Genomic DNA, 14,881 nt, shown 5'->3' on the forward strand with positions numbered 1-14,881 from the left:
CGCGTGGGGCGCGACGGTTACTCCGCATCGCAATACCCCATATCGCGGTTTCAATCCACGCGCCCGCGTGGGGCGCGACGTCAGATATCCGTCTCCCAGGATTCCCAGGGTGTTTCAATCCACGCGCCCGCGTGGGGCGCGACATGCGGAACTTGATGATTTGATGGCAAAAATCGTTTCAATCCACGCGCCCGCGTGGGGCGCGACGTTTTTTGGTTACACCTGCCGCACTCTTGGCCGTTTCAATCCACGCGCCCGCGTGGGGCGCGACGGGCACCCTTCAAGGCTTTGATCATCATCGATGTTTCAATCCACGCGCCCGCGTGGGGCGCGACACCATGGCCGATTATTTGCCCTTGCAGATTATTGTTTCAATCCACGCGCCCGCGTGGGGCGCGACAGCGTTAAGGTTATCGGTTGATTTCAAAGGCAAAAGCGCCTATGAAATGCGAACCGATCAAAATCAACGCAAATAACATTCTAAAGTATTTCCGGAAAATTCAAGAATCGGCGTAAACACTGGACATTTCCGCAAATGCGAAACCAGCGGGATTTCCATGTTCACTTGGGGTTCGCATCACAACAACAATAAGCCGTTCAAATCCACAGCCTTCTTCGCGCCTATGTGTTCGACCTTGCGTTCCCAGTTGCTACCCAAGTAATAAATCCGCAGACTATCTTCTTCCGGATCCATTACGCCCATCAGCTGATTCTTCAGTTCAGTCCATTGCGCCATATCCACTTCAATCTCGAACACCGAATATTGCACGCGCTGACCAAACACTTGACACAATCTGGCCATGCGGCGCAGGCGCTTCGGGCCGCCATCGTTTTTAAAGCTGACGTCGTAAGTCACCAAGATCATCATGATTAAAACTCCGGCTTATTTCCACAAAAACGGCACATAACTGTCGCAATCGCCGCGCAAAAATCTTGCCAAAATCTGCGCCTGCAACCACGGCAACAAACCGACCGACACCGATTCCTCGAACCAGGGGTGCGTCAAGGTATCCTGCTTGCGGTCCTGCCAAGCCGCCAGCAAGGTGCGTCGTGGCTCTTCCTTCAAAGTGAACGAGCCGTTGGGCCATTCTTCAAAATCCTTGAGCGACAATTGGCGTTTGTTGATTAACGACAGCACGAAGCGGTCTATCATCGGCCGAAATTCTTCCGCCAAGTCCAACGCTAGCGATGGCCGGCCGCTGCGTAATTGATGCAGAAAGCCGCTGGCCGGATCAAGGCCGGTAGTTTCCAATGCCGAGCGGCAATCGTGGGTCAGCAAGGTATAACAAAACGACAACAAGGCATTAACCGGATCGGTCGGCGGACGTCGCCTGCGGGCGTCGAATTGAAAGTCCGGCTGGCGGATCAAATGTTGGAACACGCCGAAATAGACTTGCGCCGCTTCGCCTTCCCGTCCCATCAGCGTATCGATGGCATCGCAGTCGGTTAGTTGCTGCAGGCAGCGGCTCAATCGTTTTTCCGCCGTCGCCAATTCCGCCGCCATCGCTTGCCCGTCGGGCTGATCGCCGTAGTCGCGCAGGTAACGGCGCAATACCGCGCGCTGGTTATACAGTTTGCCGGACAACATCGTGCGGGCGATGGCAACGCTTTTGTCGCGGTCGGCACCGGTCAAATGTTGGGTGCGGCGCAATAACACATTGCCGCTGACCGGACCTTCGACGCGCGCCAGAAATTTGCCGAATTGATTCAGGTAAGTAATGGTGACAGCATTTTCCGCGCAATGCGCCATCAGATACGGCGAGATACTGACTTGGCCGAAACATACCAAGCCTTGTAGTTTGTGTATCGGTACACGGGCTTTTATCTCGTCGCCGACCTTCATCACCAGATTGTCGTTATCCTTATGCACCCAGGCATTCTGGGTTTGAATGTAAATCACGTTACGTAACGGCCGCATGCTTAGTCCTGTGCCAGTTGTTGCGCCAACCAGGCCGATGCAGGCCGGGTGAAGTCTTGTGGATGACATTGCTCGATCAGCGAGCAATTGCGGCATTTGCCAGCCTGATAAACCGCCTTGGGGGTGATTTTGGATTGCACGATGTCGCGGCAGGCTTGAATGGTTTGCAAGGTCAATTCGCGTAAGCCAACATCGAACTCCACGCCATGCCGGCGTCGTACTTCACCGTAAAACAAGGCCCCTTCCGGTACCGCCAAGCCTTCCGTATCTTCCAGACACAAAGCCTGCGCGCAAAGTTGCACTTCGTCGGCACGGTGCGCCTTGGGCTTGCCGCGTTTGTATTCGATTGGATACGGTTGCTCGGTGCCGTCGGGCTGGCGATGGTATTCCACCACGTCGGCCACACCTTCGATGCCCAGCGTACTGTGAGACAAACGCAGGGAACGCACGGTACGAATATCGCCGCGTTTTTGCTTATCGGGCTGGTCTACACGTTGATGTAATACCTTGCCCTCGGCGGTAAACTGATTTTCGATCCAGACGTCTTCCAGTTCGATCAAGGCAAACTGCCGGGGGCAATAGAGATAGTGTTGCAGACGGGAGAGGTAGATGGGTTCCAGTTCCATTGGGTTTTCCTGTTCTGAGCCAGTTTTGCGGGTTTACACTTTTGAACCAAGCATGACGTTCAATCCCCGGAATTCATTAACAGCAAATCCGTTTGGGAAAAATCGTTGCCCTTGAATAGCAAGGGTTTATTCAGCTGCTTGGCCAGCGCGTAACTACAACAATCGCCGAAGTTCAACTTGGCCGGATGTCGGCCTTTGCCATATTCGCGCCATGCCGTTCTGGCAAGCAAGGCTTGCTGGTGATCGAATGGAACAATAATTGGCATCAACTCCGCCAATAATTCATCCAGTTTGTCGGCACCAACTTTACCCTTTTTGTATTCAATGACCATTGCCGTTTCCAGCAAACTGGCCGGACTTAGGTAAAGCGCCTCTGACTCTGCAAGTTGCTGCAAGAACTGCTCGGCACCCGGCTCCATCAGCAACACGGCAATCAGCGCCGATGAATCGACGACCATTATTCACCACCCCATAAACCCCGGTCATCACCCGCATAGCCAAGAATTTGCTCCGCCGAACGCTGATCCAGGGTTGGCAGCTGCGCGCATTCTTGGGCGATGCGCAGCAGTTTGGCTTTGCTATGCGACTTTTCCGCATCGACCGCTTGGGCCGGTGCTTCAATAGTGATGTCATCAATCGGTATTTCGTTATGACTGGAAATAAGCGCCAACAAGTGGTCGACATAAACGTCCTTTAGTTTGATTTGGATGGTGGTCATCGTTGACCCTCGTTTTACTATATAGAAATGGTTCAGGCTATTTTGATATTGCTACAATTTTTTTACACATCATTCCTAGGATTGATGGGTTCAAGGGGTTACATCGGCAATTCAAAATTTTTCGTCTACGGTGACACCCTGAAGATCGGTTTCGTCGACACTGATTTTATAGTCACTAAAACTCGACGCCGGCGTGTCTTTTTCGCCGTTAATGCGTTCAACTTTCACGCGATCGAATAATGCATGAGCGGGTACATTGCCTAACGCATCGTTATGTTTAAAGACGACCAGTTTACGCGCCGCCATTTCGCCACGAGCGGCAGAGCGGTCGTGTTCGAACATTAAGCTCAAAGCTTGCCAGAGTTTTTCCAGGTCGGTATCGGAAAAGCCGGTTTTTTCCGCCAGCTTAGCGGAAATAAAGCCATGTACGCGGTACAAGCCGTAAGGCACAATGTGTTTTCGCCCCATGGTACGATTTCCGCCGGCCTGCTCTTCAGACTCTTTTTCAGTGGTTACCGCCATGCGGGTGATGGATATTTCCAGCGGAATGATCGGGTCTATCGATTTGGCGAATGCCAGTTGAACCGGGCCGCGTACTTGTCCAGCCCGTTTAACAATTTTGCTCTTTTTTTCGCCATCCTCATCTTCTGAATCTGAGCTTGAACCTGTGCTCATAACCGCCCCAAACGTTCGGACATCATAAAAGTTTTCACACATCCAATCTTGGGCAATATCTTCATAATGTCTGTCAGGTTGAGGTGTTTTATCCTCAGCTTTTTTCTTTTTGTCCTTTTTATCTTTTTGATACTGATCCCACAACTCAAGGTTTTTACGAACCGACTCGCTTTCCGTATAAGCCCGTTCAATCTGATGGTTTAAGATTGCTTTTTCTTGTATGAATAGCTGATAACCCGGTTCGTTTGAATGAGTAAGCTCAATGAAATTACGGATTTTTCGCTTTAAGCAGACATCGGTAATCAAGCCTTTACTTGATTCGGGATCTAAACGCGGCATATTGCCCGCGTCTGGATCGCCATTGGGATTGCCGTTGCTTACGTCAAATAAATAAACAAATTCGTAGCGGTTTTGAATGGTCATTACTCTTCTCCTGTTATTTCGGTGTCTGAATCTATTTTTTCTGCAACGTCAGCAATTTCTTCTGGAGCTTCGTTTTGTTTAGTAAATTTTTGATGGTAATAACCGATAATAAACCTGCCTTGTTCGGTTAAATTTAAGGTGGTTGGATAAGGCTTACAGGATGAAAAAACAGCCGAAATTTGCGCTGTTTCTCTTTCCAGCCAACCAGCTAATTTTGGTGCATCTTTTACCCATCTAGCCTTTTTACCCTTCCGTAACCCAGAAACATGATGAACATAATTTCGCATCAATAGAGGAAAAGTAATATTTGGGGATGCAGATGCACTACCAAAAAAGCGATCCTTTATATTTGCATTTAAATCTCCCAAAGCAGCATTTTGTGCCAATTCCAAAACCGCAAATAATCGCCCTAACCGGTAGGCAATATCTGCTTCCTCCTTATTTAATCCCATAGTGATAGCCTCTTTTGATTGGTCAAAGCGATAATTTCGATTGAGTACGGATTTAATCATGGCAACCCGCAACGGACTGATATAACTATCTGAACGTATGCGTAATATTAGTCTGGCAAGCAATGAAACAGGGTAACGTTGCCCCGTTATTATTGAACGCATTAACTCCCCAGCTAACTGCGGTGGAATCTCTTTATATTTAGTATCGTATTTTTGACTATTATCTTTGCCTGCTTTTTTCTTACGATGCACGGCAGTTTGAATAAGTAACCGATAAATAGAGGGTGGCTTGTTCCAAGCAACAGGTTCAAGCGCTAAATCTTGATAATGTTTTGCTATATTGTCAGCCAATACACCGAAAGTAGTATCTAACCAATAGCGTATTGATAACCTTGCGGCATTGGGCGCTAAACCTAGGACGAAAAAACGGGTTTCGGGGTCAATATCAGGGGCAAACTCGTTTAAAGGCCTGCCTTTAGCTATTTTGTCCAATACCGGTTTTATTTGTGTAGCTTGCTCTCCATCGTCTGCAGGCATGTTCAGCATAAAAGCAAATAAGGATTCAGCTTGCTGTGCTGTTTGCCCATCCCCGGCGACAGCCCAAAAGACGGTACTGGTATCACCGATAGATACACACTGGTTGTTTTCACGTCTCAACAAATAATTTAATGCTGTCGTGTAAGCAAATGCAGCCATTTCCGAAACAGGCGCATTTTCGCCTTGGGACTTTCCGTAAGATGCGAACGATTCCTTATTAAAGGAAACCAACGAACACCCACTTGATTGACCACCGTAGTTTGTGAAATAACCGCCTTTTATTGATGGATGTAAATTCATGAACGGCTCATTCACCCCTGTATCGAGACATACGGTTTTGTCGGCATCGGCTTTAGGTGCGATAGTTTGTAACCAAATATTTATCGCTTCCTGCCGTTCATGAATATATTCCCTGTCACCATCGAGCTTAAAGGCAAAATTAGCATCAAGCATTTCATTTTTAAAAAGTGGGGGTTCAAATTGTTCGGGTGACCAGTTTTTTAAAAAAAGGCAAACAGAACGTAAGCCTTCGTCTTCAGTATCAACCAATAAATCCAAATGTAATTTTTTGAACGCTTCAAATGTGAGCCGAGATATTAATCGATCTTTTTTATCGCTAAGTTCAACACCAAGACAATATGCCGTCTTATCCCATAGGAAAAACGCATTATTTTTTCCATTTTTAAATGCTTTTTCAGTAAATTGCCCGCTTCGTTTAACAGACCAAGGCACAGTTAAATATCTGCCTTTTGGCTTTTTGTCATCCGACAAGTTTGACTGTACAGCCACAAGCTGTCCATTGCGATTAAGAGCCAGAATATAGTTAATACGCTCTTCACTAAATCCATAAGACGGCACACGCGCCAAATCCGAGAGCCGTTGATAATATTGCGCCAAGGAACTCAGTATCATGCTTTCACCTCGTCGCTATAAAAGTCTGGCACGTTGATTACGCCGCCTTTAAGTTCGGCTTTGAAAAAACGCGGTGTCATGCCATTGGCGAAATCAATATCGTGCAGCATCCACCCCAAATCACGATTTTGTTGTTCAGCTGTCAGCCGTGATTCAGGCAACGGATTTCCTGGTTCAACTAATGCAAAATAAGCGGGAAATTCACGAACGCCCATGCAAGGCTGCTGGAAGCATTGACCATCCCGTGCCCTACGGCTGAACATATCTAAATGTTTGCCTTCATTATCTTTATCAGTTGCTGCGTCAGTCAATTCAAAATGGGCTTCAATAACATAAGCAACATCACGCAAGACTGTTGATGCGCGTTGCTGCCGTTCTGTTGAATCATCGGCTACAAGATACAAATCATTAGCTCTCTGACTACGCATGGCGGTTTTGATTTTAGCCGCAGAAATCTTGCTGCCGACTTCGTTACGCCGTATCGACTCAAAACGCACCGGTTGTAGAACGTGAATCTTGTCGATGACCCAGCGTATCGCCGGCTTCCAGTGAATGGCCTCAAGAATGCCTCGCGCTGCCGAAGGGGTGATGACATCGTAAGACACGCGCTCTACCTTCATTTCCGGGCGGGTAAAACACGCATAGTCGCCCCAGATATGTAGTTTTATTCCGTACGCCATGATGTTTATCCTTGTGTCGAGTTAAAAGAAAGTATGGGTTCGCTCTGTTACCAAACACCATTTTCAGATTGAATAAAATATGGATTATCCCAACTAAGCCCGGCCTCTTTTTTATCATAAAGATCGGAATCTATTAATCGCCAAAACTGATCACCGAACTTTTCTGGCTGGATCGATTCAATAGCGCCGACTTTTAACAGCTCTTTAAAGGCATATTCAGGTATTTGCACCAAATAAACCTGTAACTGACGGGCGATACCGCCGACATTTTCGGTATACTCCAAGTCTTGCAGTAGCTTGGTGGCGTTATCATCAAATGCAATGATTACCGGCTTGAGGCGGGTTTCTATCATGCGAAAGTCGCGGGCGATATTCTGAAATGGAAAGCTGAGTTTTCGGCAGTGATTGTTATGGGCCTCCAGAATTTTTTTCTTGTCCAGTTCATCGCCTTTAGACCAGTACACCGCATTGAAATAGCTTGTTAAAGCGCCGGGTGACAGCAAGTTACCGTTATGATTACGCATGACCTCGCGCATATTGCCGGCCAATTGCTCCAGTTCCGGTGGCGCACGCCAATCGGGGCTTTGAAATATCAAGACTTCACTATCTTTAGGCTCGCGCTTGCCTTCACGGTTACAGCGTCCTGCGGCTTGGGCAATGGAGTCCAAGCCAGCTTCGGCGCGAAGTACGCATGGAAAATCAACGTCAACGCCGGCCTCAATCAGAGAAGTTGAAACCAAACGGCAGGGATTTCCATTTAACAAGTCTTCGCGCACTTTTTCCAAAATTTGCGAGCGATGCTTGGCGCACATCAAAGTAGTTAGATGAGTCGCGCCTTCGAGCTTCAATTTCTTCATGCTGTCATACAAGCTACGGGCATGGCGGCGATTGTTGACGATGACTAATACCTGTTCTTTTTCCTGCAAATGGGTCAGTAGTTGTTCGTCAGTTTGCTCGCCGATGTTTTTTACCGTGACCCGTTCAAGCTCAGTAAACAAAGCGAGCGGATCGGGTGAAATTTCCCGGACATTTTCAAAACCATTGATGAAGCCCTCCGCTTTTTTTAGCGCGGGTTGCGTCGCGGTACATAAAACAACGCTGCAGCGGTAATTCAACGCCAGTTCATCGATCGCCGCCATGATGGGCCGCAGCAATTTAAGCGGCAAGGTCTGGGCCTCGTCGAGAATAATCACACTACCGGCAATGTTGTGTAACTTGCGGCATTGCGAAGGTCGGTCGGCAAACAGGGATTCAAAAAACTGCACTGCGGTAGTAACAATAACGGGCGCATCCCAGCTTTCCATTGCTCGTTTTAAGGTATCGCGAGCGTCGTTATTCGGCAGCTTGGTATCGTCAAAAGCGCTGTGATGTTCCGTGATCGCATAGGCCAAGTCGTCACCAAACGCTTCGCGGAAGACTTTAGCGTTCTGTTCAATAATGCTGGTAAACGGAATGACGTAAATTATCCTACGCAATTGATGGGCAATGGCATGATCCAATGCAAAGGCCATTGAGGTATAGGTTTTTCCGCCACCGGTCGGTACGGTGAGCGAAAACAAGCCGGGAGGTAATTGCGCTTGTTTGCGACTGTGGTCAAGTATGCGTTGCCGGAGTTGATTAATGCTTTTCGGCGGCTGGGTTGCCAAGTTCTGCTGAATTTTTTCTAATTTTGTATTGAACCGCTCGCGCAAAGCCGACAGCGGCGGATAGTTAGATTCAGCATTTCCTTTCCCTTCCAATCGACGGTAATAGTTGTTGGTGTCCCTCCTGTCCGCATCAATCAAGCATGAAAAAATCATGCGGGTAAAAAAAGCCAATTGAAAGCCGGGCCAAATCTTGTGGAGTTTTAATGCTGGTGGCGTTAAGTGCGTAGGCAGTTTTATTTCCTGCTGCCATACCGGATCAAGATGAGGAATATCTTCACCGAACTTAAGCTTCAAACGCTCATCCAGCGTTGAACGCTGCTGCCCTTCATCAATGCCATTTGCTAAACCGGCATGATGTCCAGCGATGCAATAGGCAAGCAATTTTCCCATTTGTTGCCAGCGCTCATTAGCTATCTTTGCCCCGGCAGTGGCATGGTCTACCCTGATTTTTCCGCCTTGTAGACGCCTCAAAAACTCAGGGCAATATTTGCCAAGATCATGAAGCAAGCCGGCATACATGGCTAACTCTTCAGCCCCGAACCACTGCGCGTTTTGCCGGGCAATTTCACTTACTTCGCTCAGGTGATCAAATAAGGTTTGGCCATCGGATAAATCTTCAAGAGCACCTGAGTGGGCATAGTAGACCGTTTGATCCAAATGTTGTGTTGGCATTATGCGTGTTTGTTTAAGCTCGATTAAGCAGGTTGGGAGTGAAGCCTTTTTCTGTCCATGTTCGCGGAACACAACATTTTACCTTCAAGGTTGATAGGGATAGTTTATCAACCTATTCGGGTGTCCTTTTTTATTAGACCACTACAGATGCCGCCGGCTCAGGCCCGCGACGAAAATTCGCCGGTTTCGGAGTTGACTCTAATGATCTCGCCGGTCTCGATGTATTCCGGCACCTGGACTTCCAGGCCGGTGCTGAGTTTGGCGGTTTTGGTGCGTTTGGTGGCGCTGGAGCCTTTCATGGCCGGCGGGGTTTCGACGATTTGCAGGGAAATGATGTTGGGCAACTGGATGCCCAGCGCCGCGTCGTCCATCAGCAGCATGACGATGCCTTCCAGGCCGTCGGTCAGATATTCGGTTTGTCCTTCCAGGTCTTCGGCCGACAGCGCGTATTGTTCGTAGGTCTCGCTGTTCATGAAGTAATAGCTGTCGCCGTCCTGATAGGAAAATTGCACGGCGCAACGCGAGCAATCGGCGGCTTTCAGCATGTCGTCGCTTTTGAAGGTTTCGTCCAGTTTTTGCCGGGTTTTCATGTGGGTAAAGCGGACTTTATACAGCGTGGTGGCGCCGCGCGAAGTCGGATTGCGCACGTCGATTTTTTTGACCACATACGGCTCGCCGTTGATTTCGATGGCGGTTCCTTGCTTGAGTTCGTTGGCTTTGGGCACTGCTTATTCCTCGTCGGACTGATGAAAGTGGATATCCCGCCACTGGCCGGCTATCAAGCCTTGTAGCGGCTGGTACTGAATTTTGTAACGCATTTTACGACAATCTTCTATCCAAAAGCCCAGATAAACGAATTCGAGTTTCCGGCGTCTGGCTTCTTCGATTTGCCATAACACCGCAAACACGCCGGGGCTGTAATCGTCGAAATCCGGATCGAAGAAGGTATACACCGCCGACAGCGCGCGGTCCAATGCGTCCACCACGGCGACGGCCGCCAGCCGCCCCTCAATCAGAAATTCCACAAACCAGGTATTGCACCAGTGGCTGCCCAAAAAATGCAGGTAATCCTCGCGGCTGATAGCGGCGTCCGAGGTTTTTTCGTGGCGGGCGATTTGGTAACGGCGGTATAAATCGAAATGGCGTTCGTTGAATTCGGCGGTTTTAATCACAACCTGGGTATATTGATTGCGCCGGGCGCAGCGGCGTTGCTTGCGGTCGGCCCGAAAGGCCGCGACCGGAATTCGGCTGGGCACGCAGGCCCGGCAATTATCGCAATGGGGCCGGTAGACTTGATCGCCGCTGCGGCGGAAACCTTGTTCGATCAGGTGCGCATAGAGCGTGGTGTCCATGGCAAAGTCGGGGTGAACCACCGCCGATTGAGCCAGTTTGCCGTCCAGATAGCTGCAATCGTGTTCGGCGGTGAGCCACAATGGCACGGATATCATTTTTGCCATGCTAATGGGGCGGGGGGCGACGGACAAAGCCGGTCGAGCAGGCCGGCGAATACTTGGCGCGGGATTTCTTCCGCTCCCAGGCTGAACAGGTGTCCGCTGCTGACTTGGCAGTCTATCAGTTGATAATCCCAAAGCGTCAGTTGCCCGACCAGATGCGCGAACACGACTTTCGAGGCATCGGTTTTGCGGTGGAACATGGATTCGCCGAAAAATACCCGGCCGATGCCGATGCCGTACAAGCCGCCGACCAGCTGTCGGTCTTGCCAGGCTTCGACGCTATGGGCAAAGCCCATTCTGTGCAATTGCAGATAAGCCTGTTTCATGTCTCCGGTAATCCAGGTGCCGCCCTGGTCGCTACGCGGCGCGGCGCAAGCGGCGATGACCTGTTCGAAGGCGCTGTCGTAGCGGATTTCGAACAACTGTTTACGCAAGGTTTTCCGCAAGCTGCGCGACACGATGAGCTTGTCCGGAAACAGTACCAGCCGCGGATCGGGAGACCACCACAGGATGGGTTCGCCGGGATTGAACCAGGGAAAAATACCGTGCCGGTAAGCGTTGAGAATGCGTTGCGGCGACAAACAGCCGCCCACGGCAATCAAGCCGTTGGGTTCGCCCAGTGCCTTGTCGAGTGATGGAAAAGCTTGATTGGGGTTCAGTGCGTCGAGAACGTTGAGTTGCATCGAGAATGAAGCGGGAACAGCCTGCCGCTGCTCCCGCCAAACCTTAACCGGTCAGTTCGTCCAGGAATTTTTCCGCGTCCAGCGCCGCCATGCAACCGGCGCCCGCCGAGGTGATGGCTTGCTTGTAAACCGAGTCCATCACATCGCCGGCGGCGAATACGCCGGGTACGCTGGTGGCGGTGGCATTGCCCTGAATGCCGCTGTTGACGACGATATAGCCGTGCTGCATCTCCAGCTGGCCGGCGAAAATATCGGTGTTGGGGGTGTGGCCGATGGCGATAAATACCCCGTGTACGTCGATATCCTTGGTCGAGCCGTCCCGGCTGTTTTTGATGCGGATGCCGGTAACGCCCATGTCGTCGCCCAGCACTTCATCCAGTTGCTGGTTCCACTCGATGCGCACGTTGCCGGATTTGGCCTTTTCCAGCAGTTTGTCGGAGAGGATTTTTTCGGAGCGGAACTTATCGCGTCTATGTACCACGGTGACCTCGGAGGCGATATTGGCCAGATACAAGGCTTCTTCAACGGCGGTGTTGCCGCCGCCGATCACGGCCACCGGTTTATTGCGGTAGAAAAAGCCGTCGCAGGTGGCGCAGGCGGACACGCCGCGGCCTTTGAAGTCTTCCTCCGAGGGCAGCCCCAGGTATTTGGCCGACGCGCCGGTGGCTACGATCAACGCATCGCAGGTATAGACGCCGCTGTCGCCGGTTAGCGTAAAAGGCCGTTTGGACAGGTCGGCGGTATGGATGTGGTCGAAGATTACTTCGGTATTGAAGCGCTCGGCATGGCGCAGCATTCTGTCCATTAATTCGGGGCCTTGCACGCCGTCGACGTCGCCGGGCCAGTTGTCGACTTCGGTGGTGGTGGTCAATTGTCCGCCTTGTTGCATACCGGTAATCATCACCGGATTCAGATTGGCGCGCGCCGCGTAAACGGCGGCGGTGTAGCCGGCCGGGCCGGAACCTAAAATTAACAGTTTGCAATGTTTTGCGGCAGCCATTGAGGCAGTCTCCAGATGTCGGGTTGAGGTGGCAAAATTATACGGGCAATTGGCGGGCGATAAAACCGTAAAGCTGCCTATGTTTGGCCTGTCAAGCGGTTAAGCTAATGTGAAATCTGCTTTTATCATCTATAATCCTGTTTTATTGAGCTTTATTTTGCGAGCATTTAGTCATGGTAGCTGTTGTGGAAGAGAGAACTGCGAAAGGTTTTCGAGAAATTGCATTACTGGGGTTTTCCTGCTGCGGACTGTTTCTGTTGATTGCCCTGTTGACATTCGATTCCAACGATCCGGGCTGGAGCCACAGCACCTCGTTTCAGGAACTCAACAATGCCTGCGGACTGTTGGGAGCCTGGCTGGCCAATTTCGTTTTATATTTCTTCGGTTTGATGGCTTACCTGATTCCGCTGATGGTGTTCAGTTACGGCTACATGCTGTATGCCGCCGACAATACTCAAAGTAATCGCTGGTTGTTTTTGAGCCGCAGCGGCGGCTTTATCGCCACCATGGTTTCCGGGTCGGCGATTTTCTTTTTGCATTTGCATTTTTTAAGAACCAAGGTCGATTTGCCGGAAAGTCCGGGCGGTATTTTGGGCAGGGAAATCGGCGATGTGCTGGTGCATCTGCTGGGCAATTCCGGCTCGACCCTGCTGTTGCTGGCGGTATTTATGACCGGCGTGACCATGCTGACCGGGTTATCCTGGCTGGGCGCGATGAATTGGGTGGGCAAATTCGCCTTGGGAGCGTTCACGGTAGTGGGCCGGAAAGCCATCGCCGTGCCCGCGCTTTACCGGGCCGACAAGCCGCAACGGCCGGCCGCCGCCGGCAAAAAAATCCGCCCGCCGAAACCGGATGCGGTGGATGAAGAAGAGGCGCCGAAAAAGCCCAAGCTGCAAATTTTAAAACTGGCGCCCGAAGCGAAAATAGAAAAACCGGCCGCCGCTAAGCCGCAACGTAGAAAAGACGGCAAAATCGAGGATTTCGGACCGGACATTTATTTGAACGCCTTGCCGCCCTTGACCTTGCTGGATAAACGCGAGATTAAAGTCAAACGTTATTCCAAACTGGAGCTGGAAGAAATTTCCAGGCAAGTGGAGGACGTATTACAGGATTACGGTATCGCCGTTGAAGTGGAAGCCGTGCTGCCGGGGCCGGTGATTACCCGTTTCGAGTTGCGCTTGGCGGCGGGCGTTAAAGTCAGCCGTATCAGCACGCTGGCCAAGGATTTGGCGCGCGGCTTGTCGGTGACCAGCGTGCGTATCGTCGAGGTGATAGAAGGCAAATCGGTCATTGGTCTGGAGATTCCCAATCAGGAACGCGAAATGGTGTCATTGCGCGACTTATTGGTGTCCGACGAATTCGAGCGCTCCAAATCCAAGCTCAGCATTGCGATGGGCAAGGATATTTCCGGTACGCCGGTAGTGGCGGATCTGGGCAAGATGCCGCATGCGCTGGTGGCCGGCACCACCGGTTCCGGTAAGTCGGTCGCCATCAATACCATGATCTTGAGTTTGCTGTACAAATCCAAACCGGACGATGTGCGGCTGATCATGATAGACCCGAAAATGCTGGAATTGTCGGTTTACGAAGGCATTCCGCATTTGTTGACGCCGGTCGTCACCGATATGAAGGACGCCCAGAATGCCCTGCGCTGGGCGGTGGCGGAAATGGAGCGCCGTTATAAGCTGATGTCCAAGGTCGGGGTGCGTAATCTGGCCGGTTACAACCATGCCGTGCGCGAGGCGGAGGCGGCCGGCAAGCCGATCCGCGATCCGCTGTTCAGGCCGGAGACTCCGGTGGCGCTGGAAGACTATCCCACGCTGATGACCCTGCCCAGTATCGTCATCGTCATCGACGAATTGGCCGACATGATGATGGTGGTGGGTAAAAAGGTCGAGGAATTGATCGCCCGCTTGGCGCAGAAGGCGAGGGCGGCGGGCATTCATTTGGTGTTGGCGACTCAGCGCCCTTCGGTGGACGTGTTGACCGGTTTGATCAAGGCCAACGTGCCGACCCGGATTTCGTTTCAGGTTTCATCGCGCATCGATTCCCGTACCATTATCGACCAGGGCGGCGCCGAGGCGCTGCTGGGTAACGGCGACATGTTGTTTCTGCCGTCCGGCACCAGCATCCCGTTGCGCGCCCACGGCGCCTTCGTCGACGATCATGAAGTGCATAGAGTGGTGGAGTTTTTGAAAAAAACCGGCCCCACCAATTATCTGGACGAAATCACTCAGGAACGTACCGACAGCGGCGATGTGGCCGGGGCCGATGGCGAAGACAGCGAAAGCGACGCCTTATACGACGAAGCCGTGGCCTTCGTCACCGAATCCAGAAAGGCCTCGATTTCCAGCGTGCAACGCCGCTTTAAAATCGGCTATAACCGCGCCGCCCGCATCATCGAAGACATGGAAAACGCCGGCGTGGTCAGCCCGGCCGAGACCAACGGTACCCGCGAGGTACTGGCGCCGCCGCCACGTTGATA

14 protein-coding genes and 1 CRISPR repeat array are annotated in these 14,881 nt (G+C 51.2%); of the genes, 1 reads left to right on the forward strand and 13 read right to left on the reverse strand.

The window, feature by feature from the left end:
• The first annotated feature begins 47 nt into the window (after positions 1–47).
• Positions 48–400: direct repeats of the CRISPR family, unit length 32 nt; unit sequence GTTTCAATCCACGCGCCCGCGTGGGGCGCGAC.
• A 177-nt stretch (positions 401–577) separates the two neighbouring features.
• From cas2 to trxB, 13 genes are all read right to left on the reverse strand, one after another.
• On the reverse strand, positions 578–868 hold the full coding sequence (gene cas2 / locus NP596_RS03635) for a CRISPR-associated endonuclease Cas2 (protein ID WP_256613870.1): 291 nt from the start codon (positions 866–868) through the stop codon (positions 578–580).
• A 15-nt stretch (positions 869–883) separates the two neighbouring features.
• On the reverse strand, positions 884–1,918 hold the full coding sequence (gene cas1c / locus NP596_RS03640) for a type I-C CRISPR-associated endonuclease Cas1c (protein WP_256613871.1): 1,035 nt from the start codon (positions 1,916–1,918) through the stop codon (positions 884–886).
• Between the two features lie 2 nt (positions 1,919–1,920).
• Positions 1,921–2,544, reverse strand: a complete 624-nt coding sequence (cas4, locus tag NP596_RS03645; protein WP_256613872.1) for a CRISPR-associated protein Cas4 — start codon at positions 2,542–2,544, stop codon at positions 1,921–1,923.
• Between the two features lie 59 nt (positions 2,545–2,603).
• Positions 2,604–3,002 carry a type II toxin-antitoxin system VapC family toxin gene (locus tag NP596_RS03650; protein ID WP_256613873.1) on the reverse strand — a complete coding sequence of 133 codons (399 nt, stop codon included), beginning with the start codon at positions 3,000–3,002 and terminating at the stop codon, positions 2,604–2,606.
• Positions 3,002–3,262 carry a hypothetical protein gene (locus tag NP596_RS03655; RefSeq protein ID WP_256613874.1) on the reverse strand — a complete coding sequence of 87 codons (261 nt, stop codon included), beginning with the start codon at positions 3,260–3,262 and terminating at the stop codon, positions 3,002–3,004. The genes NP596_RS03650 and NP596_RS03655 overlap by 1 nt, the downstream gene beginning before the upstream one ends.
• A 111-nt stretch (positions 3,263–3,373) precedes the next feature.
• Complete coding sequence (gene cas7c / locus NP596_RS03660; RefSeq protein ID WP_256613875.1) at positions 3,374–4,360, reverse strand: type I-C CRISPR-associated protein Cas7/Csd2; 987 nt, start codon at positions 4,358–4,360, stop codon at positions 3,374–3,376.
• Complete coding sequence (gene cas8c / locus NP596_RS03665; protein ID WP_256613876.1) at positions 4,360–6,261, reverse strand: type I-C CRISPR-associated protein Cas8c/Csd1; 1,902 nt, start codon at positions 6,259–6,261, stop codon at positions 4,360–4,362. The genes cas7c and cas8c overlap by 1 nt, the downstream gene beginning before the upstream one ends.
• A complete protein-coding gene (gene cas5c / locus NP596_RS03670; protein WP_256613877.1) occupies positions 6,258–6,941 on the reverse strand; it encodes a type I-C CRISPR-associated protein Cas5c in 684 nt (227 codons plus the stop codon). Before cas5c ends, cas8c begins: the two co-directional genes overlap by 4 nt.
• 47 nt (positions 6,942–6,988) lie before the next feature.
• Positions 6,989–9,259, reverse strand: coding sequence for a CRISPR-associated helicase Cas3' (gene cas3 / locus NP596_RS03675; protein WP_256613878.1), 2,271 nt, complete (start codon positions 9,257–9,259; stop codon positions 6,989–6,991).
• A gap of 158 nt (positions 9,260–9,417) precedes the next feature.
• Positions 9,418–9,984, reverse strand: a complete 567-nt coding sequence (gene efpL / locus NP596_RS03680) for an elongation factor P-like protein EfpL (RefSeq protein ID WP_256613879.1) — start codon at positions 9,982–9,984, stop codon at positions 9,418–9,420.
• A 3-nt stretch (positions 9,985–9,987) separates the two neighbouring features.
• Positions 9,988–10,716 (reverse strand): arginyltransferase, encoded by a 729-nt coding sequence (locus NP596_RS03685; RefSeq protein WP_371927894.1) that lies wholly within the window; start codon positions 10,714–10,716, stop codon positions 9,988–9,990.
• On the reverse strand, positions 10,704–11,396 hold the full coding sequence (gene aat, locus NP596_RS03690; RefSeq protein ID WP_256613880.1) for a leucyl/phenylalanyl-tRNA--protein transferase: 693 nt from the start codon (positions 11,394–11,396) through the stop codon (positions 10,704–10,706). Before aat ends, NP596_RS03685 begins: the two co-directional genes overlap by 13 nt.
• A gap of 43 nt (positions 11,397–11,439) precedes the next feature.
• Positions 11,440–12,396: a thioredoxin-disulfide reductase gene (gene trxB / locus NP596_RS03695; protein WP_256613881.1), complete on the reverse strand. Its 957-nt coding sequence runs from the start codon at positions 12,394–12,396 to the stop codon at positions 11,440–11,442.
• 173 nt (positions 12,397–12,569) lie between these two features.
• On the opposite strand from trxB, the gene NP596_RS03700 reads away from it, so the two are divergent.
• Complete coding sequence (locus NP596_RS03700) at positions 12,570–14,879, forward strand: DNA translocase FtsK (RefSeq protein ID WP_256613882.1); 2,310 nt, start codon at positions 12,570–12,572, stop codon at positions 14,877–14,879.
• Positions 14,880–14,881 lie beyond the last annotated feature (2 nt).

Source organism: Methylomonas rivi (genome assembly GCF_024505165.1).
GTDB lineage: Bacteria > Pseudomonadota > Gammaproteobacteria > Methylococcales > Methylomonadaceae > Methylomonas > Methylomonas rivi.